This window comes from Rhodophyticola porphyridii, from assembly GCF_003688285.1.
Classification (GTDB): Bacteria; Pseudomonadota; Alphaproteobacteria; order Rhodobacterales; family Rhodobacteraceae; genus Rhodophyticola; species Rhodophyticola porphyridii.
On record NZ_RCNT01000004.1, the window covers coordinates 33945 to 55359 of the forward strand.

Annotated in this window: 20 protein-coding genes; 8 read left to right on the top strand and 12 right to left on the bottom strand. The window is 64.8% G+C overall.

The window, feature by feature from the left end; genetic code table 11:
* Positions 1-52: 52 nt before the first annotated feature.
* The 11 genes from D9R08_RS09035 to D9R08_RS09085 all read right to left on the bottom strand — a co-directional run bounded on the left by D9R08_RS09035 (position 53) and on the right by D9R08_RS09085 (position 13276).
* Positions 53-1597, bottom strand: a complete 1545-nt coding sequence (locus D9R08_RS09035) for an ABC transporter substrate-binding protein (protein ID WP_121897734.1) — start codon at positions 1595-1597, stop codon at positions 53-55.
* Between the two features lie 91 nt (positions 1598-1688).
* Positions 1689-3338, bottom strand: coding sequence for an amidase (locus D9R08_RS09040; RefSeq protein WP_121897735.1), 1650 nt, complete (start codon positions 3336-3338; stop codon positions 1689-1691).
* Positions 3339-3418: 80 nt separating this feature from the next.
* Entirely contained in the window at positions 3419-4186 is a 768-nt protein-coding gene (locus D9R08_RS09045; protein ID WP_199709310.1) for a FadR/GntR family transcriptional regulator, read from the bottom strand.
* A 341-nt stretch (positions 4187-4527) separates the two neighbouring features.
* Complete coding sequence (locus tag D9R08_RS09050; protein ID WP_233557378.1) at positions 4528-5334, bottom strand: FkbM family methyltransferase; 807 nt, start codon at positions 5332-5334, stop codon at positions 4528-4530.
* 49 nt (positions 5335-5383) lie between these two features.
* Positions 5384-6439 carry a glycosyltransferase family 4 protein gene (locus D9R08_RS09055; protein ID WP_121897737.1) on the bottom strand — a complete coding sequence of 352 codons (1056 nt, stop codon included), beginning with the start codon at positions 6437-6439 and terminating at the stop codon, positions 5384-5386.
* Complete coding sequence (locus tag D9R08_RS09060) at positions 6436-8037, bottom strand: ABC transporter permease (RefSeq protein WP_121897738.1); 1602 nt, start codon at positions 8035-8037, stop codon at positions 6436-6438. Before D9R08_RS09060 ends, D9R08_RS09055 begins: the two co-directional genes overlap by 4 nt.
* Positions 8034-8813 (bottom strand): ABC transporter ATP-binding protein, encoded by a 780-nt coding sequence (locus tag D9R08_RS09065; RefSeq protein WP_121897739.1) that lies wholly within the window; start codon positions 8811-8813, stop codon positions 8034-8036. The genes D9R08_RS09060 and D9R08_RS09065 overlap by 4 nt, the downstream gene beginning before the upstream one ends.
* Positions 8814-8820: 7 nt before the next feature.
* Complete coding sequence (locus D9R08_RS09070) at positions 8821-9822, bottom strand: ABC transporter substrate-binding protein (protein ID WP_199709311.1); 1002 nt, start codon at positions 9820-9822, stop codon at positions 8821-8823.
* Between the two features lie 87 nt (positions 9823-9909).
* Positions 9910-10860: a lysylphosphatidylglycerol synthase transmembrane domain-containing protein gene (locus D9R08_RS09075; RefSeq protein WP_121897740.1), complete on the bottom strand. Its 951-nt coding sequence runs from the start codon at positions 10858-10860 to the stop codon at positions 9910-9912.
* Between the two features lie 2 nt (positions 10861-10862).
* Complete coding sequence (locus D9R08_RS09080) at positions 10863-12554, bottom strand: alkaline phosphatase family protein (RefSeq protein WP_233557380.1); 1692 nt, start codon at positions 12552-12554, stop codon at positions 10863-10865.
* Entirely contained in the window at positions 12503-13276 is a 774-nt protein-coding gene (locus D9R08_RS09085) for a CDP-alcohol phosphatidyltransferase family protein (RefSeq protein WP_121897741.1), read from the bottom strand. Before D9R08_RS09085 ends, D9R08_RS09080 begins: the two co-directional genes overlap by 52 nt.
* A gap of 104 nt (positions 13277-13380) precedes the next feature.
* Between D9R08_RS09085 and D9R08_RS09090 the strand changes: the two genes are divergently transcribed.
* Positions 13381-13929: a cytochrome b gene (locus D9R08_RS09090; RefSeq protein ID WP_121897742.1), complete on the top strand. Its 549-nt coding sequence runs from the start codon at positions 13381-13383 to the stop codon at positions 13927-13929.
* A gap of 42 nt (positions 13930-13971) precedes the next feature.
* Here the strand turns inward: D9R08_RS09090 and D9R08_RS09095 are convergent, their stop codons facing one another.
* Positions 13972-14760 (bottom strand): endonuclease/exonuclease/phosphatase family protein, encoded by a 789-nt coding sequence (locus D9R08_RS09095; RefSeq protein WP_233557382.1) that lies wholly within the window; start codon positions 14758-14760, stop codon positions 13972-13974.
* A gap of 378 nt (positions 14761-15138) precedes the next feature.
* Here D9R08_RS09095 and D9R08_RS09100 point away from each other — a divergent pair, with 378 nt between their 5' ends.
* The 7 genes from D9R08_RS09100 to D9R08_RS09130 all read left to right on the top strand — a co-directional run bounded on the left by D9R08_RS09100 (position 15139) and on the right by D9R08_RS09130 (position 21415).
* Positions 15139-15786 (top strand): helix-turn-helix domain-containing protein, encoded by a 648-nt coding sequence (locus D9R08_RS09100; protein WP_121897743.1) that lies wholly within the window; start codon positions 15139-15141, stop codon positions 15784-15786.
* Positions 15783-17354 carry an ABC transporter substrate-binding protein gene (locus D9R08_RS09105; RefSeq protein WP_121897744.1) on the top strand — a complete coding sequence of 524 codons (1572 nt, stop codon included), beginning with the start codon at positions 15783-15785 and terminating at the stop codon, positions 17352-17354. Before D9R08_RS09100 ends, D9R08_RS09105 begins: the two co-directional genes overlap by 4 nt.
* 63 nt (positions 17355-17417) lie before the next feature.
* Complete coding sequence (locus tag D9R08_RS09110; protein ID WP_121897984.1) at positions 17418-18446, top strand: ABC transporter permease; 1029 nt, start codon at positions 17418-17420, stop codon at positions 18444-18446.
* On the top strand, positions 18443-19276 hold the full coding sequence (locus D9R08_RS09115; RefSeq protein ID WP_121897745.1) for an ABC transporter permease: 834 nt from the start codon (positions 18443-18445) through the stop codon (positions 19274-19276). Before D9R08_RS09110 ends, D9R08_RS09115 begins: the two co-directional genes overlap by 4 nt.
* The gene (locus tag D9R08_RS09120) at positions 19273-20142 is read left to right on the top strand and encodes an ABC transporter ATP-binding protein (protein WP_121897746.1); all 870 of its coding nucleotides are present in this window, start codon (positions 19273-19275) and stop codon (positions 20140-20142) included. The genes D9R08_RS09115 and D9R08_RS09120 overlap by 4 nt, the downstream gene beginning before the upstream one ends.
* Positions 20139-20936, top strand: coding sequence for an ABC transporter ATP-binding protein (locus D9R08_RS09125; RefSeq protein ID WP_121897747.1), 798 nt, complete (start codon positions 20139-20141; stop codon positions 20934-20936). Before D9R08_RS09120 ends, D9R08_RS09125 begins: the two co-directional genes overlap by 4 nt.
* Positions 20933-21415 carry a GAF domain-containing protein gene (locus tag D9R08_RS09130; protein WP_121897748.1) on the top strand — a complete coding sequence of 161 codons (483 nt, stop codon included), beginning with the start codon at positions 20933-20935 and terminating at the stop codon, positions 21413-21415. The genes D9R08_RS09125 and D9R08_RS09130 overlap by 4 nt, the downstream gene beginning before the upstream one ends.

Below are 21415 nucleotides of genomic sequence, written 5' to 3' on the forward strand. Positions count from 1 at the left end.
GGGTGTTCAGCGAAAGACCCGGGCGACGTGTCCGCCGCCCGGGCGGGTTGGATCAGGCGTTCAGCCAGACCTTGTGGAAGTTCAGGTTGGACCCGTTGGGATGCACGATGGTGTCCAGTCCGCCCACGGACGGCTGTGCGCCGATACTTCCGTTACGGAACCACAGCATGATGTCATGCGCCTCGTCGAAGAGTCGCTGCTGCACGGCCTTGTAGATCTCGGCGCGTTCCGCCGGATCGACGGTGATGCGCGCCTCTTCCGTCAGGGCGTCGATCTCGGGGTCGCTGATGCTGCGATAGTTGAATGCGCCGACGGTGTTGAACAAGCTGTAATACAGGAAATCGGGCTCCCACAGCGTGAAGAAGTTCATCATCGTCATCTGGAAGTCCCGATCGACCCAGCATTGCGACAGCCAGTCGGCCCAGGTCAGCTGCTCGATCGTCAGGTTGACCCCGGCCATCCGGAACCATTCCACCAGGATTTGCGCGCTTTCGATATGGTAGGGGTAGTTCGTCGTGGCCTTGAACACGATGTCGAGGCTGCCGGGCGGATAACCTGCCTCCTCCAGAAGCGCGCGGGCGCCGTCGATATCCTGCGGCCGCTGAACGAGATCGGCGTTGAAGCTTGCCGATGTGGGATAGCTGGGCGAGGCGGTTACCGCGCCCTGCCCCCAGAGCGCACCTTCCAGCAGCACTTCCTTGTCGATGATCATGTCGAAGGCCCGCCGCACCCGCGCATCCTGAAACGGCTCGAACGTATGGTTCAGGTTGACGAAGTCCCAGTTCAGCGGGAACCACTTGACCACCTGCAACTCGCCCGCATCCTCGATCTCTCCGATCCGGTCGGCGGGGATGTCGTTGATCATATGCAGCTCGCCCGTGCGCAGCCCGGTCAGGCGCACCGTCGGCTCCGGGATTTCACGCGCGATGACACGCTCCAGATAGGCCGGCCCGTCCCAGTAATCGTCGAACCGCTCAAGTTCCACCTCGTTCCCGAATTCACGGCGCACGAAACGGAAGGGACCCGCCCCGATCGGGGTTTCGCCCTGCACATCGCCGGAGCCTTCGGGCATGATGACGCCCGCGCCGTTTTCGGCCAGCCGGGACAGGAAGGGCGCGTTGATCTGGTTGAGCGTCACGACCACCGTCAGCGGATCGGGCGTGTCGATGCTTTCCACCGCGTTGAACACCTCGAAATTCACGGCGCCCGTATCGGGGTTCGCACAACGCTCGAACGAGTATTTCACATCCGCCGACGTCATCTCGGATCCGTCGTGGAACTTCACTCCCGGCCGCAACCTGAACGTGTAGGTCAGCCCGTCATCGCTCTGCTCGAAGCTCTCGGCAAGCATGGGAATGACGTTGAGATCCTGGTCCACCGTCACGATGGAGTTGTGTACGTTTTGCAGCACCCGCCCGGTGGAGGCCGTGCCGGTCTGGTGCATGTCCAGGTTTTGCGTGGTCTCCGAATGGCCCCAGATCAGGGTGCCGCCGCTTACGGGTTGGGTCTGCGCCGAGGCGATCCTCGGGGCCGCGCCGGAAAACAGCGTTGCCCCGAAGACGGCGGTGGTACTCGCCAGAAAGCTTCTGCGTTTCATCGTGTCATCTCCTTTTTGGTGGCCGCGGCTTCGGCGGCCCTGTCACGCATGAGATGCCCGCATTTTGCGGGTCGTTATTGCTCGTCCGTCCTCAGTTCGGGAAGGTGGGCCGCCGGTCGGCGACCCCCAGTTTCTTCTCCAGCGCCATGCCGAGATTGAGCAGCGGCCCCTCGTCAAACAACTGCCCCCAGAGCGAAATGCCCTGCGGCACGGTAAAGGTGGTCTCGCCGGCGGCGTCCCCTGTGGTCAGCTTGCCCGCGCCAAGCGACGCCATCGACCGGCTCGCGATATCCTCGAACCCGGCGCGCAGATGCAGGCAGGGATGCCCTGTGAAATTCGACGCGACCAGCATCGGGCCGGTGGAAAACGGCCCGATCAGCGCATCAACGCCGCTCATCATCTCTCCCAACGCCTGCATAACGCGGTAGCGCAGCCGGTCGGTCTGAACCAGATCCACAGCCGAGACGAAGCGCGCCTTGCGGAACGTGTTGGGCCAGGCCCCGTCATCCTGCCAGCGCAGGGTATCGTCCGTATCCTCCAGCGTCAGTGCCTCGAACGCGGCGGCCGCCTCGGCATAGACCACGGTCATCAGGGAGGCGTAGGGGAGATCTTCAAGGGTGACTTCCTTCACCTTAATCCCCAGATCCTTCGCCGCCGCCAGCGCCGCGCGGTCGACATCGGTCGCGCCGTCCTCGAACGCTTCGGGAAGATAGCCAAGCGTCATGCCCTCGATCCCCGCCCGCGCATCGAAATGGAACGGCGCCGCAATCGACCCGCGGTCGCGCACGTCGCCGCCATTGATTGCAGCCAGCACCAGAGCCGTGTCTTCTACCGACCGGCAGATAGGCCCCACCTTGTCCAGTGACCAGCAAAGGGCCATGGCCCCTACCCGGCTGACCCGCCCGAAGGTAGGCCGCAAGCCCGTTGTCCCGCAGCGCTGCGAGGGCGAGGTGATCGAGCCAAGCGTCTCCGTCCCGATGGAAAACCCGCACAGCCCCCCCGCCGTCGCGGAGGCCGAGCCCGCGCTTGACCCGCTTGAGCCTTCGTTGAGGTTCCATGGGTTGCGGGTCCAGCCGCCGTACCACAGATCGTTATAGGCAAGCGCGCCCACGGTCGTCTTGCCAAGCAACACGGCGCCGGCTGCCCGTAGGCGTGTCGTGACCGCGGCGTCGCTGTCCGGGACGCGGTTCTGAAACGGCTCCGCCCCCCAGCCGGTCGTGATCCCCCTGGTATCGAACAGATCCTTCAGGCCATAGGGAATGCCATGCAGCGGGCCCAGCCAGACGCCCGCACCCAAAAGCGCATCCATGGCGTCCGCCTCCGCGCGTGCCAGATCCGGCGTGACCGTCGCAAAGCATTCCAGCCTGGGATTGAGAAGCTCGATACGCGCCAGATAAAGATCGGTCAGCGCCCGAGAGGAGATCTGCCCGCTCCGCACCCAATGCGACAGATTGGTGAGCGGCGCAAAGGCGATATCCTCGGGCTCGGAGGGCAGCGGCGCCGTGATCTCCGACGGGTGCAGCGCGTCGATCCCGTGGGGCATCGCAAAGCCCGGCAGGCGCGGATCGAACCGGCAGGCCATCGGGGTGCCATTGTCCAGCCGCAGATCCCGACGCGCGATCATCAGATCGCGCTGGCCATCCAGATTGCCCACCATCTGCGCCCGCTCCTTCGCGGTATAGGCAAGGCCCAGAAGGCGCTCTGCCCCGGCGATATCGGCTTCGGTGATCGTTTCGACCATGTCATGTCCCCCGTTCAAGTCCTGCGCCCGTCCCATCTCCGGTCCGGGGCGCGGTCAGCTTTGCGTCGGCTGACCTCTCGTCATTTTTTCAAACGCTTTTTCGATAATTTGTCCGTGATCCGTGCTTCCGTGGCAAAGGAATGCACTTCGCCCGTTTCTCTCATCGACCGGCTCAGATCATCCGTCAGTGTCTGCAGGTGATCAGTCATCGCGGCCCGCGCCGCATTCGCATCCCGTGCGTCGATCGCGTCTATGATCCGCTGGTGCTGCTCGTGATAGACAACTTTCGTCTTCAGTGTGCGGGCCAAATGCCGGTCATGTTGCCAGTTCTCGTCCATCCGCACCGTATCGAGCAGATCGAATGCCGCCGACAGGATCGGATTGTCGGGGATCCGGGCGATCAGACGATGCAGGGCGCCGTCCCATAACTCCCAGTAATCTGAATCCGATGCGCCATGGGCCCGTTCGGCCAGAAGGCGCAGCCGGTCGACATCTTCGGCCGTGGCCCGGCGGGCGCAAAGAGCGGCCAGTTGCGGTTCCACCCCCATCCGCGCCTCCATGATGGCGAGCGTGTCGACCTTGTCGGCGATCGTCGCCGCCATCTCGGTCGCGGGGCGCCTTGGCTGGCCCGCGAAAGTGCCCTTGCCCTGCCGCCGCCACAGCAATCCCTCGGCCTCCAGCACTTCAAGGGCGCGCCGAACCTGGCGTCGGCCGCAGCCCAGTTTCTCCGACAGTTCGCGTTCCGTCGGCAGCCGGCCATCTGAGGGCAGATTGCCCTTTTCGATCATGCGCCTGATCTGGTTCAGCGCACGCGTCGTGTTGTCCGTAAAGTCGCCGTCGCTGGTCACCGGAACTGGCCTTTGCTTGGATTTGCAACGAATCTATCATTCGTTGGTGCGTACCAAATGTAAAATGGTTCGTCTCATCCCCGTCAACATTCCAGTGTCGCCAGATTGCCCCGATGCCGCCAAAACTGCGCCGATGCTCATGAAACGCGCAGCTCATGATCGGCCGCGTCTGCCGCAAGATCACAGGGGCGAGACGCTCTAAGGGACAAGGTTTTCCATCTGCCTGAAATCGGAGCGACCGCCCGGACATCATGCCGCGATTTCAAGCAGCGTATGCGCACTGTGCAACGCCGGATCGGCGCATTCCGTGGTATGTACGCGATCCGATTCCTGATGCCCGGTCAATGCGGTTCCCCCTGCGCTCTCAGCCGGGCGTAGATGTCTCCGGAGTTTGCGGCGGCGGGCAGGCGCAGGATTTCGGCGCATATATCCGGGGCGCCTGTCCAGCCAGACTGGCGCAGGCGGTGGTCTTCGCCAAGGCTGATATTGAACTCGTAGGAACCAAGCTCGCACAACCGGCCGATACAGGCGCAGGCCATGTCGCGCTGAAGCGTGGTGACTTCGAATGACAGCGCCGGGACCGCCTGAGCAAGGCCGTTCAGCACCATCAGTTCGTGGCCTTCCACGTCGATCTTCACGAAATCCGGCACGCCATGCCGGGCAATGAGCTGATCAAGGGTTGTGACCGGCACGCGGATTGTCCTGTCCCAGACCTCGTTTTTCCATGCGCGGGCGGAGGATGCGGCGGCGACGAGATCGGCCGAGGCGGTGGAGACGGTCGGGTTGCCGGAGTTGAGAAACATCTCGATCTCCCCATGCCCTTCACCCGCGGCCATCTGTTCGAGAACCGCGCGCGACTGGCGACCGTGAATGAGACGGAGCGCGCGAAAGACGTGCGGCTGAGGCTCCAATGCGACGACGCGCGCGCCCAACCGCAGAAAGCTTGCCGTCCGGTCACCGACATGCGCGCCGATATCGAAGGCAAGCCCGCCATCCGGCACGAAAAGCGCGTTCAGGCGATCCATCCGGCTCGTCCGCGCCGCATCGCGGTAATAGATATCCAGCGACCGCCCGATCGCCGCCGCCATTCCGCGTGATCGGGGGACGGCAGCTTCCGCCGCTCCGGCGCGCTTTCCTGTCGGTTTCATCCTGCTCGCTCCAATCGCGCAACATCCTCTCTCGCCGGGCCTGCCCCACTCACCTCCGGGGTTTCAGTGCGTTCAGGACCTGACCGGCGATGCGAGCCGTGTCCTGCCATTTGGGCCGTGCAGTTCCCGCACGTTTCGCGCAGGCCTCCATGTCCTCGCGCAGGGTTTTGTCCGTCAGAATGCAAGCAATCGCATCGGCCAGGTCTTCGGGCGCGTCGGGCGGAACAAGAAGGCCCGCACCGGAAGGGACCGTGTGGGGCACCGCGCCGGTATCGCAGGACACGATTGGCAGACCCCATGCCAGCGCCTCGTCGAACACCATTCCGTAGCCTTCGTAGCGGGTGGCGAGCGCGAAGAGCGAGGCCTGACCGAATAGCGCGTCGAGATCCGGCTGCGGGATGCGGCCGGCAAAGGTCACCCGGTCTCCAAGCGCGAGTTGATCCAGCAGCCGCGCCAGATCCTCCGCGCAGGCCGCATCATGGGCCGAACCCACGATCACCGCGCGCCAGCGGAGATCCCTAAGCCCAGCCAGCGCGCGCAGAAGAACATCGTGCCCCTTGCGCGGATGCTGGATGCCCACCGACAGGATCAAGGGCGGATCGGCCGGCACACGGATGCCGGTCGGCCGCTCGCTTCCCGGCTGCGCGATGGTGATCCGCTGCGCGGGAACGGCATATTGCGTTGTCAGGATATGGGCGGTGTGGCCGCTTGGCACCAGAACCTCCTCGGCGAGCGCCAGATTGGCGCGCTCGGTCCGGAACAGATGGTCGCGCAAAGCGGGGTCAAGACCGGTTTCCAGCGCCAGCGGATGATGGATCATCGCCACGATCGGCGCGCGCACCTGCGCCAGTCCGGCGGTGTCGACAGCGCCATAGACCAGCCCGTCAAGGATCAGGGCCCGTTCGGGGTCGAGCGACCGAAGGGATGTCACGGCATGGTCCATATCGGCGGGCGTGGGCTCGGGGAAGGACGCCCCGAGTTGCAGATGCGTCACGTCATGGCCCAGTGCGCGCAGCTCTTGCAACAGACGCCGTTCGTAGATGTACCCGCCGGTTACCGTGGCGATGTCGCCCGGGATCGCAAAGGCGGCGGCGCGCGGGGTCATTGCAATTGCTCCGGCGCGTAGACGCGAAACACCCGCCTTTCCAAGAGACCGACCCCTGCATATCCGAGCGCGGAAAGGATCGAGACGAGAACCACCGAACTCCACAGCATGTCGTAGTCCGACAAGGACGCGGAAAGCGCCATGAGACTGCCGATGCCGTTGCCGGTTGCCAGCCATTCCACGACCGTGACCGCCAGCACCGAGGCTGGCACGTTCATCCGTGCCGCCGCGAAGAAGGCCGGAAGCATCGCCGGAATGCGCACCCGGATCAGTTGCTGGAGCGGCCCCGCGGCATAGCTGTCAAGCACATCGATGATCCGCCCGGGAGCCTGTCGCAGCCCGTGCAGGCAGGCCACGAATGTCGGGAAGAAGACCATGATCGCGACCAGAACCACAGTGCCGAGCGCGCCGCGCCCGAGGATCAGGACCACAAGCGGCGCCGTCGTGATGATCGGAACCGAACGCAGCGCGATGGCCAGCGGCATGGCCACCCCCGCGACCCGCGGGACAAGGACGATGAGCATGGCGAGCAGCGCCCCCGCGGCGAGGCCCGCCAGATAGCCCGGAATGAGGAATATGGCCGTTTGACCAAGCGCCTCGGCCAGGGCGCTGCGCGTGGCCGCCGCATCGGGCGCCAGAACCAGTGCGGAGAAAACCTCCCACGGGCCCTTCGCGAAAAACGGGTTGAGGTCCAGAAGCGTCAATGCCCCCCACCAGAGCAGAAGCGCGGCGGCCCCGGTCAGCAGCACGCCGCGCAAGGCGCCCTGCCCCCGGCCCGCATTCCCCGCCCCGGCGGGCGTGGCAAGGATCACCGGCGGCTCGTGATGCAGAAACCGTCTCGCAAGCCAGCCGATTGCCAGATAGCTCAGCACGGCCACAACGGTCGCGACCGTGGCCAGCGCCCATGTCATGTCGACATTCATGGACCGCATGGCGCGCAGGGTCAGCACGCCCATGCCCCGTTCCGCCCCGGTAAACTCCCCGATCATTGCGCCAAGAAAGGCGGCGGGCGCGGCGATCTGCAAACCGGCGACAAGATAGGGCAACGCCGCCAGCGCGCGCACATGCAACAGCGCGGCCAGCCGCCCGCGGCCATAGCTCTGCACCAGATCGAGCCAACCCGCAGGCACGGCCCGGAGCCCGACAAGAAGGGGGATCAGCGTCGTGTAGTAGACTGCCAGCGCCGCCAGCACGATCTGCGGCCAGGGCCCTGGCCCGAATACCACGCGCAGGATCGGCCCCGTCGCCACCAGCGGCAGGCAGAAGACCAGAAGGGCCAGCCCGCGCACTACCGCGTCGCTTCGTGGCCAGGCACTGGCGAGCACGGCAAGAGCGATGGCCGCAAGGTTGCCGATGACGAACCCGGCCGCCGCATTGGTCAGGGTCACGGCCAGCGCGCGGCCCATGAGCCCGAGATTCTCATAGAGGTAGACAAGGATCGCCGAAGGCGGCGCCAGAACGAAGGCGTCGGCCAGCGCATGGCCCAGGATCTCCCACAGCAGAAGGGTCAGCAGCGGCCCTGAGAGAAGACGGCTCAGCCCGCGCAGCGGGCTGTTTTGCGCCGGCTGGTCGGCGCGCAGGGGACGGGCGAGGATCATTGTGCCGCTTTCGGCAGGTTTCGGGCCATGCCGTGGGACAGGGCCGCAAAAACCCTCTCCACGATCCGGGCGAACTGCGGCTCCCTGGACAGGCTCTGCCTCCGCGGTCGCGGCAGGTCGACCGGGATATCGGCCACGATCTCCGCAGGGCGCGGCGACAGGACCACGATACGGTCCGCAAGCATCACCGCCTCGGTTACGGAATGGGTCACGAGAAGCGTCGTGGTTCCGCGCGCCTCCCAGATACCGGGCAGATCGCTGGCCAATTGCTTGCGGGTCAGCTCGTCCACGGCACCGAAGGGTTCATCCAGCAACAGAAGCCTTGGCCGGGTGACAAGCGCGCGCGCGATGGCGGCACGCTGGCGCATGCCGCCCGATAGCTCGGCCGGACGCGTATCGGCGAACCCTTCAAGACCGACCAGATGGATCAGCTGATCGATATCGGCGGCGTTTTTCGGGCGTCGTGCAAGCGCACAAGCCAGCTCGATATTCTGGCGAACGCTGCGCCATGGAAGGAGGGACGGATCCTGGAAGGCCACGGAGAGCGCCGCCTCCCGCAGAGTATGGGCGGGCGGATGCCCGTCAATAGTGACCTCGCCAGCGGTTGGCGCCTCCAGCCCCGCCACCATGCGCAATAGCGTGGACTTGCCGCATCCCGACGGGCCGACCAGCGCCGTCGTCTGACCGGCCGCGAATGTCAGGTCGACAGGGCTGACCGCCTCGACCGATCCGCCGAAGGTCTTGGCCAGCCCGCTGCAGACGACGGGAACCGACATCGCCCGCTCAGGCGCCGCGCACCTCTTCCAGGATGGAGCGGTCCCACATATCGGGCGTGACCGTCCGGCCCAGAAGGGCGAGCGTGTCGATATTCGCGGCAACGGTCTCGTCGGTCCACCAGCCGAAGCCGTTCGCATCGGTCAGGTCGGAGAACATCAGCGGCACCTGCCGGGCGGCCTGAAGCCGTTGGGTCTCCGGATCGAGCCCCGCATCCGGGAACATCTCCAGCGTCAGGGCGGCGGCGGCATCTGTGTCTTCGCGATAGGCCTCCCAGCCACGCACTTCACCGGCCATGAGCGCCACGATCTCCGCCCGGCGAGTGGCAAGACTGTCATCTGTCGCGATATAGGTCTGGGAATGGACCGCGTAGCCGTAATCGGCCATCAGCATCGTCACGTTCTCCACACCCTGAATGGTCATCGCCACTGGCAGGTCGGTTTCCCAGCACAGCAGGCAATCCACCTCGCCCGCGACCAGCGGCTGCGGCGAATACTGGGTCGGCACCACCTCGATGGCATCGATATCCACGTCATTGAGCCTGCACAGCGCCTCGAGAACCGGGGTGTTCGCCAGCGCCATGCCGATCCGCATGCCCTCCATATCCGACGGCACGTTCACCGGATTGGCCGCAAGGGAGGCAATGACGAACGGGTTTTTCTGCATCGCGACACCGATGATCCTGAAGGGCGCGCCCTGCTCCACGGCGGCGGCGGTGTAATCGGCGGCGGAAATGCCCACAAGCGCCGCACCGGAGACGACCGGCGGCTCCACCGGCGCGTTTGGTCCGCCCGCCACCAGCGTCACGTCAAGCCCGCCGTCGCGCCACCATCCGCGCTCAAGCGCGATATAGCTGCCGGCGAATTGCGTCGAATGCAGCCAGGAGAGCTGAAGGCTGACCGGAACCTGAGCCCACCCGCGGCGCGGGAAAACACCCATGGCTCCGACACCCAGAACCGCTCCGCCTGCGCCAAGAACGTGCCGCCGCGTAATCCCTGCTGCTTTCTTCATCGTACTTCCCCGCTTTCTGAAATGGTTTGATCCAGGCCTTTGAACCCATTGGATTTCGGTCGTTTCAATTGCATCATACTACTTAGGTCAGTGCCGCCCGGTGACAGGCGCATTTGGTCGCATCCAGGTCAGCATCATCCCGGGCAGGACCGTCGCCAGCAGGACAAGGCCAAAGGCAACGCTTGTCGCAAGCCCTTCACTCATACCCGCCCCGAACACGGGGAACAACACCGCCGCAGCGCCTTCCCGCAGGCCCCAGCCGCCGATCGACAGCGGCAGGACCATGGCGAAAAGGATCAGCGGCACGATGGTTGCCACCGCCAGAACCGGCACCGCCACACCAAGGGCCGCGGCGCAAAAGGCAAAGGCCACAATATTGCAAAGGGCCGTTCCAAGACTGAGCATCGCCTGTTGCTTCCACACATCGCGCGCCGCAACCGAGTGGATGAAGGCGCGCATGACCCGGTTCAGCCCCTGCGCAGACACGGGCCCCGCGCGCAGACTGATCGCGATGGCGGCAAAAAGACATCCCGAAGCGATCAACACGCCCCAAATCGGCACCATCGCGCCGGCTGGCCAGCCGAGACCGATCGGGAAAAAGACGCTTGCCAGGAGGCCTGCCAGCAGAATGGCAAGCAGACCGATCTGGCCCGCGATCCGCTCGAAAACAACGGCCTGGCCGGAGACGAACAGACCCGCCTGCCCCCGCGCCCGCACCGCGCGCCCCGCATCGCCAAGCACGCCGCCGGGCAAGGACTGGTTCACAACCTGCGACAGATAATATTCGCGCAGCGCGTCGCTGCGGGAGATCGCGATGCCGAGCCGCGCGGCGGTCAACCGCCAGCGCAGCGCCGACAGGAGCGTCTGGAGCGTAAGAGCAAGCGCCGCCGCCGCAAGCCAGTAGGGGTCTGCCGACCGCAACATCGCAAGCGCCTCCCCGCCATTGCCTGTCCGCCACAGCAGAACGGCAAGACCGGCGAGAACCGCGACCTGGGCGCCCCGGATCAGCATGGGAGAAATGAAAAATCGCAAATTCATGCTCAGTTGACCGCCCCGGTATCGGATTGCACAAAATAAGCGTTCAGCAGGATATCTCGCATCCTGTCCATCGGTATGGCCGTCGCGTCATCGGCGGGCCGCAGACCGGGATAGGGTGCGGCTTCGGTCAGCCGCGCGACCAGCGGTTCGGGTCCGATCACATGGATCGGAACATCGGGCCGTCCGTCCAGAGCAATGAATTCCGCCGCCTGATGATCGCCGACGATAATCATCAATGGCGGCTCGGCCGCATGGCGTAGGGCATATTCCAGAACCGCGCGCAGGGAATAGTCGACGGCCAGCCGGTACTGCGCCCGGACCCGCTCCCGATCCCGCCAGACGACCTCGGGCGGGTCGCCTGACGCCGCCACCGCGTTGAAGATCGTCCCGTCACCGATATCTTCCCAGGGAACGATATCGGGCACCGGCACCCATGGCGCGTGGGAGGAGACCAGCGCCACCTGCGCAAAAAGCCGCCGGGTGTCATCGCCGCTGCGCAGCAGCCGGTCCAGCGCGGCCAGCGTGAACTGATCGGGCATCGTCACCCAGTTGAAAGGCAGGCCGCGATAGCCGAGATCGGCCGCGACCAGAACCGTCTCAAACCCCATCCGGTCCGCCTCTGGCCAGTCAAGCGTGATCTGCGGCATAACGGTCGCGGTCCGGAACCCGCTATTCGCGGCATGGTGAAACAAGCTCTCGCGCCCGCTGGAAAGTGCGGCGCCATAGCCGATCTGATTGTTGATCCACAGCCCGTTGGCGAAGGTCGCATGGGCCAGCCAGCTTTGCCCGCCGCGGGTGGGCGATGTCAGATAGCCCGAGCGCATGGCCAGCCCAAGCCTCGCGAGGCGGGATTCGTACCCGGCCAGTGTTTGCCGGTGCAATCCGGCATAAAACGGTGTGTCGAAACTCGTTCTTCCATAGCTTTCGATGAAGATGACAAGCACGTCCCGGTCGATCGCACCGAAAAGACCGGGGGCGTCGACGAACGGGTCGCGGGCGGCTTCGGCGCGAAAGCTGCGCAACTCGGATAACGTATTCTGCGCCATCTCGATCCGTTCCACGCCCACCCGCGCGGTGAAGGCGGTTCCTGGCGGATCGAAGGGCAGCGTCCAGCGCCCCATGGTCTGTCCGATCTCGGCCGCCGCGATTACCGTGGACAGGGCCGCGGCTACGCCCGAGAGACCGGCGACAACCGGGCGCGCGTTCACCCGCGCCCAGACCCCCGTGGCCCACCAAATCAGCGCGGCCAGAAGCAGAAGAGACGCCACCGCTCCCAGAACTGCGGCAAGCGCCGCAGGCCAGCCGAACGTGCCCGTCAGAAGCCGCAGGAACGCATCAACAAGCGCCAGATCGGCCACCGGGTTGAAGCCCCGCGACAGCGCGCTGAAACTGATGAAATCTGCGGTCTTCAGAAGAACGATCAGGCAAAGGACAAGGGTCAGCACGGCCCGCAGCGGACCGGACATGCGGGTTTGCCCGAGGGCGATCAGCGCCAACAGGATCGCAGGCAGTTCCAGCGGAAACACGGACAGCGCCCCCCAGCTCATCGCATCGGGGTGGTTCGGCTGGATCAGGACAAGATGCAGGACAAGCGCGGCAAGCAGCAGATGAAGGGTCCTGCGCAGACCGGAATGGAGGAGGGTCATGACCGTCGCGCCCGCCAGAGCCAGCGCAGATCGCGCCAGAACGACCATGCAACCGCCGCCGCGGCCCCCCAGACCATCAGGTCGGATACCGGCCTGTCGATGACCGGCATCAGCACCAGAAGCAACGCCCCGATCTGGAGCACGCAAACGACCTTGCGGCTGAAGCGCGGGGGCAGATCGCCGCCCAGCCATGGCAGGGCGCCCTGCGCCGCGAGGAAGACGTAGCGCGGAAGGCCCAGAAGGATCACATAGGCCCCGACACTGCCGCTCTGATAAGCCAGAAGCGCGAGAAGCAGCGCCAGAACCGAGTCGACCTCCATGTCAAAACGGGCCCCGAAGACCGACACATAGCCCTCGCGCCGGGCCAGCCAGCCATCGACGCCATCCAGCAAAAGGGCCAGCGACGCCAGTGCGAAGACGGCCCACGGATGGCCGCCTGACGTGATCAGCGCGGCCAGAAGCACCGAGACCAGCATCAATCGAAAAAGAGTCACCGTATTGCAGAGCCCGATCCCGGGATGCGGGTAGCTCGCACGCAGCGCCAGAACCGCCACCGCAAGCGCCAGACCGTAAAAACCCGCGCCGACAAGCACACCTGCCGGCAGGATGTCGCCGACCAGCACTGAACCCACCGCCATGACGCAGGGAAATCCCACGATGCCCAGGGCCAGAAACTGTGCGGTCGGGCTCAGGTTCCTGATCGACGCCGCCAAACCGGGCCACCGGCTGTCCGCATGCGCCGCACCAGAGAGCTTATTCTGAAAAGCCATGTTTTGTTTGGGGACTATGCCCTTGCTCACTCTGGAATATTGGGATCAAGATGGCCCATGAAGGCGAATTGGCAATCGATAAACCATAGCGAGGTCGCTCGAAAATGACAATTCCGGCATCATCCTATCGGCCCCCTGCCCGATGGCTTCACTGGATCATGGCGCTTTTGGTCCTCCTCACGATCCCGGCGGGGATGCTGATGGTGCAGGAGGGGATCAGCCGGCCGCTTCAGAACACGCTGTTCGTGTTCCACAAAAATGTGGGGGTTTTGCTGGGCCTTCTGGTCGTGATCCGGCTGCTTTACCGCTGGCGTACCCCCCCGCCGCCCGAACCTGCGCATCTGCCCGCCTGGCAGGCAAGGATCGCGGGGCTGACCCATGCCCTGCTTTACGGGCTCTTGGTCATCATGCCGATTGCAGGATATGTCCGCGTGAAAGCGGGCGGATTTCCGATCGAGTCCCTTGATGCGATAGGCGTTCCTGCGCTTGTTCCGCGCTCCGATGCGCTGGCGGAGATTGCCAAATCCATACATTTCTATGGCGGTGTGGCCATCGCGATCCTCGTTGCGATGCATATCGGCGCAGCCCTGCATCACGGGATCATCAAGCGCGACGGCGTGTTTTCCCGCATGTGGCCGCGGACCGCCCGGTAAGCCCCTGACGGGCCTGATCCCAAGCCTCCGAATGGACCGTGCCTAGGGTCCCAGTCTGACCCGCACCCAGAGCGGCCGGTGGTCCGAGGCCATCCGGATGCCGGGCCCATCCAGCACCCGCAGATCCTCCACCCGGCCCGGCCTATTGGTCAGAACGCGGTCAAGCGGCAGCCATGGCCTGCGGATCGGAAATGTGGCGCGCGCCGGGCCGTGAAACGCCTGCCCCAGTATCGGTTTCGACAGGGCAAAACCGCCCCATGGACGCCATTCGTTCAGATCGCCGCACAAGATGACGGGCCGGGTATCGTCCCCCCCGAGATGCTGGCCGATCCTTCGCATCTGAACGATCCGCAGCATCTGAGACAGCGACAGATGGGTGACAACGAAGCGCAGGCGGCGGCCGTCACGGGCCGCATCCACCATGACCGCCCCCCTTGGGCAGACCAGTCGCGGAAGATCGATCAGGCGCACGGATTCCACCAGGATATCCGGGTGCAGATAGACCACGACGCCCAGAAATCCGTGACTGTCCGGTCCGGATCTGCTGGCCGGGTCATCCTGCACATGGCGCAGACCGGTGATCGCCTCGATCTCGGAGGTGTTCAGGACACCGTGATGGGGCGGCGCCTCTTCATCGGCTTCCTGAAGAAACAGCGCGTCGGTACCGGGATGCCAGACCTCGTTGCGCAGCACGTCGAGCGTGCGGTCCGGATCGACCCGGCCGTCATTGCCCCGGCCACGATGGATGTTCCAGCTGATGCAGGCAAGCGTATCGGGCATCGGGGTCGCCATGGTCTCGCGCTCCGCATCAGGGGCCTCACCGCGTCTCATCGTTGGACAGAAAAAGCCCGCGATCTTCAAGCCGAAACGCGGATGGTCCCGCATCTTGCCCGGCAGGTGCGCGGGTCGAGTGGCAGGCTGCGATTCCCCCGGAAGGTGCATGCGCTTGCCGGGACCGACCCTGGCGCGCGATCTCTATGGCCATTGCGGAGGTGTTCTTGGCCGGGCGGGGCAAATGATCGCCACAGTATCACCGAACACCACCTCTTTTCCCAGATTTTCCCTGTATTGTCATGGAGCTGCATGCTGTGCTTCACATCTTGAAGTGGCACATATCCTGCCGACTGATCTCAACCGGCACCCATCACTATTTTAATTGGGCTAAAAATTCCTTGACTAACGCCCTCTCGATCCACCACCGTTTTAGTCATGCTAAAACTACAACCCTTCGAAGAAGCCCCCTCGAACCTCGGTCCGGCCCTCCGCGCCCGTCGCAAGGAACTCGGGATGACGATGCAGGCGGTGGCCGACGCCGCCGGATTGTCGGTCGGCTTCATCAGCCAGATCGAGCGCGGGCTGGCCGCGCCGTCGCTGTCCTCACTGGCAGGTCTTGCCGAAGTCCTGCAACGGCCGATCAGCGACTTTCTCGTCCAGCCCGGGGCAGACGGGAACACGACCCGCCAGAACCGGCGCGTGACCTATTCGGTAGACACGTCCGGCCCGTCCTACGAGCGTATCTCGACCAAGTTCAGCGGCTCTCAGCTGACCTCGGTGATCGTGCACGAACCGCCGGGCCGCCGCAGCGAACCGATCAGTCATCGCGGCGAAGAGATGTTTTTCGTGCTCGCCGGCGAAGTCACGGTGGAGATCGAGGGCCAGGCCGAGATTCTGGGCCCCGGGGATTCGATCCATTTCGACAGCAATCGCGTTCATTCCACCTGGAACCATACCGATCGGACGGTCTCGCTGCTCTGGTGCGGGACGATGGACATGTTCGGCGACGCGCCCTCCCCCATTCACAAGAACGCTCCGGATAACGGGGCAGGCATCCCCAACCCAACAGGAGATACCCCATGACGACGAAACGGATGTTGCTGGCCGCGGCCCTTGCGGCGGCCACCTCACTCACCTCCCCCGCCTTTGCGCAAAGCGTGCTCAGGCTCGATGAGGTTGCGGTTGGCGAACTGGACCCGGCCAAGGCGTCAGACTATGCCGACTCGATCCTGATGTTCAATGTCTACGACACGCTGGTCCTGCCGCGGCAGGGCGGTCCCGGCCATGATCCGCATCTGGCCACGGCGTGGGAGGTGGATGGCTCCAGCTACACGTTCACCCTGCGCGACGATGTGACATTCCAGTCGGGCAACCCGCTTCGCGCCGCCGATGTGGTCTATTCGCTGGAGCGGATGCAGGCCATGGGTCAGGGCCTGTCCTATCTCTTCTCCGGTGTGACCGCCGAAGCGGTGAGCGAGCACAGCGTACGCTTCACGCTGGAAGAGCCCTATGCGCCCTTCGTGGCCTCGCTGGTGCGCCTGCCGATCGTCGACCAGATGCTGGTGGAGGAAAATGCAACCGGGGACGACCCCTGGGCCGAGGCGTTCCTGTCCGCCAATGGCGCGGGCACCGGCGCTTACATGGTCTCCTCCCACAATCCGCAGTCGGAAACCGTGATGGCGGTCAACGACGGATACTTCCTGCCTATCAACGATGCCGCGCCGGATCAGGTGCGCCTGCGCTATGGGCTGGAGGCCGCCACGGTCCGCACCCTTCTGGCCCAGGGCGAGCACGATATCGCGAGCCAGTGGCTCCCGCCCGAGGTGATCCGCGCCCTGGCCGCGGACGGCGCACAGCTTCTCACCGAAAGCGGCACCGGCGCATTCTATGTCAAGCTCAACACGACCCGTCCGCCGCTCGATGACGTGAATTGCCGGCGCGCGCTCAGCCACGCGTTCGACTATGGCACCGCGATGCAGATGATCGCCATCACCGACGAGATCAGCCAGGGCAGCCCGGCAACCGGCGCGATCCCGGTGGGCATGTTCGGCGCAAACGGGCCCGAAATGTCGCTCTCCCGCGATATGGCGGCGGCAGAGGCCGCAATGGAGGCCTGCCCCTATGCGCCCGAAGACTGGAACCTTGAAATCACCTGGATCGCAGAAGTGCCGATCGAGGAGCGCTTCGCATTGCTCATGCAGGCGAATTTCGCGGAACTGGGCATTTCCTCCTCGATCGAGACACTGCCCTGGGCCTTGTTCACGGAACGGGTAAGCACCCCCGAAAACACTCCGCATATCAGCCAGATCTTCGTCAACGCGGTCACCGGCGATCCCGACACGCTGCTTTACGGCATGTACCATTCCTCCGTACCGGGAACATGGCAGTCGCCGGAGTATCTCGATGATGCGGCGGTCGATGCGGCATTGGAGGCCGGACGGGTCGGTGCAACCGATGCAGAGCGTGAGGCGGCTTACGGCCAGCTCAACGCCCGGCTGATGGAACTGGCGCCCACGATCTACGGCTTTGACCGGCAATCGGTCTTCGCCGCGTCGGATCGCGTGCGCGCCCCGGCGCTGAGCGATCCCGACATGGCCTTCGGCCTTGACGGCATGGGCTTCAGCTTCCGCCTGATGGAAATGGTCGAGTAACCAGTTTCTCTCTCTCCCTGCCCGGGCTCCTTGATGGCGCCCGGGCGTATCCGGATCCTGCCCATGCTCCCCGTCCTGCGCATTCTTCTGCGGCGGCTTGGCATCTCTGCCGTCGTGCTTGTCGGCGTCTCGATGCTGATCTTCGCCATCGCCCGCGTCATTCCCGGCGACCCGGCGCGCATCGCCCTGGGGCCAAGCGCCTCTGCCGAACAGGTGACCGCGCTCCGCGCCGAGATGCATCTCGATGAGCCGCTGGTGGCGCAATACGGCCATTTCGTCTCCGACGTACTGCGCGGCGATCTGGGACAATCGCTCTACACCAACCGCCCCGTCACCCGTGACATCGCAGAATTCCTGCCCGCCACGCTGGAACTGGTGATCTTTGCCGGCATCCTGATGGTGGCGCTCGGCCTGCCGCTCGGCATACTCGCCGCACGTCATCGGGGCCGCTGGCCCGATCATCTGATCCGTGTTCTGACGCTTCTGACGGTGTCTGCGCCAAGCTTTGTCTGGGCAGTGATCCTGATGCTGCTTTTCGCCTTCTACCTGCCGCTGTTTCCGGTGGCGGGGCGGATCTCCGATATCTACGAGATCGAGCGGATCACCGGCTTTCTGACTGTCGATACGCTGCTGGCGGGCAACTTCGCCGCCTTCGCCGATGCGCTGCATCATCTGGTCCTGCCCGCGGTGGCGCTTGCGCTTTCAGGGATCGGACAGGCCGCGCGGCTGACCCGCGCCAACATGGTCGAAACCTATCAGAAACCATATATCGAGATGGCGCAGGCTTACGGTTTCTTTCCGTCCCGGATCGCGCGCAGCTATGCGTTCAAACCCTCGCTGATCCCCTCCCTGACCATCATCGGGCTCGACTTCGCGGCAATGCTGGGCAACGCCTTTCTGGTGGAGGCGGTCTTCGCCTGGCCGGGGCTGAGCCGGTATGGCGTGAACGTGATCCTCAGAAAGGATCTCAACGCGATCATGGGAACCGTGTTGATCATCGCGCTGACATTCCTGATCGTGAATATCATCGTGGATCTGCTGATCGCCTTCCTGAACCCGCGCATCCGCCACTCGACAAGGGCCGCGTCATGATCCGGAGCCTGCGCATCATCGCGGCCAATCCGCTCTCTCTGACCGGGCTGATCCTCGTGCTCCTCGTGGTGCTTGCGGCAGCCCTCGCCCCGTGGATCGCGCCATTTCCGACCCATAACGGCGCGATTGTGGATTTCGCCTACGCCAATCAAGCCCCGAACGCGCGAAACTGGATGGGCACCGATCTGGTGGGCCGCGATATCTTCAGCCGCATCCTCTACGCCTATCAGATCAGTCTGCTGCTCGGTGTCGTGGTACTGGCCATCGCAACCCCGATCGGCACCGTCGTGGGTCTGCTGGCGGGCTATCTCGGCGGTTGGGCCGAAGCGGTGCTGATGCGGATCGTCGATATCTTTTTGTCGATCCCGCCGCTGGTGCTGGCCATCGCGGTGATGGGAGTGCTGGAGCCGACGCTGACCAACGCCATGATCGCCGTCACCGCCATGTGGTGGCCGTGGTACGCGCGGCTGGTCTACTCCATCGCCCGCTCGGAACGGGAGGAAGGCTATGTTCTGGCCGCCGAGGTGATCGGCGCGCCCACGGCCCATATCACCTTTCGGGAGATCCTGCCCAATTGCCTGCCTGCGATCATCACCAAGATGACGCTCGACATGGGGTTCGTGATCATCATCGCCTCCTCGCTTTCCTTTCTCGGTCTCGGCGTGCAGCCGCCCACGCCCGATCTGGGCTCGATGGTGGCGGAAGGCGCGCGCTATCTGCCCGACAGCTGGTGGCTGACGGTCTTTCCAGGCCTTGCCATCCTGCTCGCCGTCTTCGGCTTCAACCTGCTCGGCGACGGCTTGCGCGACGTTCTGGGGGTCGACGAATGAGTGACATTCTGGACATTCGCGACCTGACGCTTGCGTTCAAGGGACATCGCGGCCTGACGGAGGTTCTGCACGGCATCTCGCTCAGGATCGCGGCGGGCGAGCGCGTGGCTCTGGTCGGCGAAAGCGGCTCGGGCAAATCGGTCACGGCACGGATCATCCTCGGCCTGCTGCAGGAAACCGGCAGCGCGCGCGTCGCCGGACAGGTGGCCTTCGACGGGCGCGATATCATGGCGATGCACCCGCGCGACCGGGCCGCGCTCCGCGGCACCGAGATGTCGATGATCTTTCAGGATCCGACCTCCTCTCTCAATCCGACCTTCACGATCGGGCGGCAATTCGCCGAGGTGATGCACAGGCGCGCGCCCCGATTGAGCCGCACCGCCTGCAATGCGCGCGCGACGGAGATGCTGGAAGAGGTCTCGATCCCCGATCCGGCAAGGGTGCTCGACGCCTATCCCTTCCAGTTGTCCGGCGGCATGAACCAGCGGGTGATGATCGCCATGGCGCTTGTCAATCACCCCAAGCTGCTGCTGGCCGATGAGCCCGGCACCGCGCTTGACGTCTCGGTTCAGGCCCAGACCCTGCGGCTGATGCATGATCTCGTGGAAGACCATGGCACCGCGGTTCTGTTCATTTCGCACAATCTGGGCGTCGTCCGGGAGTTCGCCGACCGGGTTTATGTGATCTATCGCGGCCGGATCGTCGAGGAAGGCGCCACGGATGCCGTTTTCCACGCACCCGGCCATGCCTATACCCGCGCGCTGATGGATGCGGTGCCGCGTATCACCGGCGTGGGCCTGCCCGAAGTGCCCGAGGTCAGCGACGCGTTTCTCGCCCCCATGGTCCGGCACGGGAGTGCATCATGAGCCTTTTGCGGATCAATGGTGTCTCCAAGACATTCCAGACCGCGGGTGGGCCGGTCCATGCGGTGCGCGACGTCTCGCTTGAGGTCGCGCAGGGCGAGTGCCTCGCCGTTGTCGGCGAAAGCGGTTCGGGCAAGACGACGCTCGCCAACATGATCCTCGGCATTCTGGCGCCGAGCGCAGGGGAGATCGTCTTCGGCGGCACGCCGTTGACCGACCGGCGCAGCCCGGCGCAGCGCCGCGCGATCCAGCTTGTGCAGCAAAACCCGCTTTCGGCGCTCAACCCGAAGCGAAGCGTCGGCGGCTCCGTCCGGCTGGGGCTCGACGTCTATGGCATCGGAACCCGGGCCGAACGGTGGGCCCGGGTCGAGGCCGCGCTGGAGGAAGTGGGCCTGCCGGCCGACATGCGCCGGCGCGGCCCCGCCGCCCTGTCGGGTGGGCAACGCCAGAGGGTCGGCATCGCCCGCGCGCTGGCCTGCGAGCCGGATCTGGTGGTGCTTGACGAGCCCACATCGGCACTTGATGTGCTGGTTCAGGCCCGTGTCCTGCGGCTTCTGAACGACCTGCGGCGCAAGAAGGGGCTGACCTATGTCTTCATTACCCATGATCTTGCCGTGGTCCGAAACGTGGCCGACAGGGTCGCGGTCTTCAAATCCGGTCGGCTGGAAGAGATTGGGCCCACCGAACGCATATTCTCCGCACCCGAGCAGCCCTACACCCGCGCCCTGATCGGTGCGGTGCCTGTGGTGGACGACGCGGAACTCAAGCTCAGAAACACATTGGCGGAGGCACCATGACTGACCTGACCGCGGCATTCGCCGCATCCGATCAACCGAGCGCAAGCTTCGATGCGCTGGCGCGACTGGTGGAGGAGACCGTGGGCGCCCGTCTCTTCACGTTGCTGGAAATCGACCATGCGCGCGGCGTGGCGCGGCGCAGCTACTCCAACATGCCCGAGGCCTATCCGGTGTCGGGCGAGAAGGAGATCGAGCTGAACCGATGGAGCGAGACCGTCAGCGGCCGCCATGAAACCTTCGTCGCCAATTCGATCGAGGAGATCGCCGAGGTCTTCCCCGATCACGCGCTGATCCAGTCGCTTGGATGCGAAAGCTGCATTAACGTGCCCGTGGTCGTGGGCGGGCGCGTGATCGGCACGCTCAACTGCCTTCATGCCGCCGGCCATTACACACCCGAGAAGGTGGCCGCGGCCGAAACCCTGAAACTGCCCGGCGCGGCGGCATTTCTGCTGGCCGCATCGATCGAGAAAGGAGCCTGA

Excerpts from the sequence above, each read along its gene's own strand:
- D9R08_RS09035 (WP_121897734.1), bottom strand. The coding sequence starts at position 1,597 with ATGAAACGCAGAAGCTTTCTGGCGAGTACCACCGCCGTCTTCGGGGCA.
- D9R08_RS09040 (WP_121897735.1), bottom strand. The coding sequence starts at position 3,338 with ATGGTCGAAACGATCACCGAAGCCGATATCGCCGGGGCAGAGCGCCTT.
- D9R08_RS09050 (WP_233557378.1), bottom strand. The coding sequence starts at position 5,334 with ATGAAACCGACAGGAAAGCGCGCCGGAGCGGCGGAAGCTGCCGTCCCC.
- D9R08_RS09055 (WP_121897737.1), bottom strand. The coding sequence starts at position 6,439 with ATGACCCCGCGCGCCGCCGCCTTTGCGATCCCGGGCGACATCGCCACG.
- D9R08_RS09060 (WP_121897738.1), bottom strand. The coding sequence starts at position 8,037 with ATGATCCTCGCCCGTCCCCTGCGCGCCGACCAGCCGGCGCAAAACAGC.
- D9R08_RS09065 (WP_121897739.1), bottom strand. The coding sequence starts at position 8,813 with ATGTCGGTTCCCGTCGTCTGCAGCGGGCTGGCCAAGACCTTCGGCGGA.
- D9R08_RS09070 (WP_199709311.1), bottom strand. The coding sequence starts at position 9,822 with ATGAAGAAAGCAGCAGGGATTACGCGGCGGCACGTTCTTGGCGCAGGC.
- D9R08_RS09075 (WP_121897740.1), bottom strand. The coding sequence starts at position 10,860 with ATGAATTTGCGATTTTTCATTTCTCCCATGCTGATCCGGGGCGCCCAG.
- D9R08_RS09080 (WP_233557380.1), bottom strand. The coding sequence starts at position 12,554 with ATGGTCGTTCTGGCGCGATCTGCGCTGGCTCTGGCGGGCGCGACGGTC.
- D9R08_RS09085 (WP_121897741.1), bottom strand. The coding sequence starts at position 13,276 with ATGGCTTTTCAGAATAAGCTCTCTGGTGCGGCGCATGCGGACAGCCGG.
- D9R08_RS09090 (WP_121897742.1), top strand. The coding sequence starts at position 13,381 with ATGACAATTCCGGCATCATCCTATCGGCCCCCTGCCCGATGGCTTCAC.
- D9R08_RS09095 (WP_233557382.1), bottom strand. The coding sequence starts at position 14,760 with ATGAGACGCGGTGAGGCCCCTGATGCGGAGCGCGAGACCATGGCGACC.
- D9R08_RS09100 (WP_121897743.1), top strand. The coding sequence starts at position 15,139 with ATGCTAAAACTACAACCCTTCGAAGAAGCCCCCTCGAACCTCGGTCCG.
- D9R08_RS09105 (WP_121897744.1), top strand. The coding sequence starts at position 15,783 with ATGACGACGAAACGGATGTTGCTGGCCGCGGCCCTTGCGGCGGCCACC.
- D9R08_RS09110 (WP_121897984.1), top strand. The coding sequence starts at position 17,418 with ATGCTCCCCGTCCTGCGCATTCTTCTGCGGCGGCTTGGCATCTCTGCC.
- D9R08_RS09115 (WP_121897745.1), top strand. The coding sequence starts at position 18,443 with ATGATCCGGAGCCTGCGCATCATCGCGGCCAATCCGCTCTCTCTGACC.
- D9R08_RS09120 (WP_121897746.1), top strand. The coding sequence starts at position 19,273 with ATGAGTGACATTCTGGACATTCGCGACCTGACGCTTGCGTTCAAGGGA.
- D9R08_RS09125 (WP_121897747.1), top strand. The coding sequence starts at position 20,139 with ATGAGCCTTTTGCGGATCAATGGTGTCTCCAAGACATTCCAGACCGCG.
- D9R08_RS09130 (WP_121897748.1), top strand. The coding sequence starts at position 20,933 with ATGACTGACCTGACCGCGGCATTCGCCGCATCCGATCAACCGAGCGCA.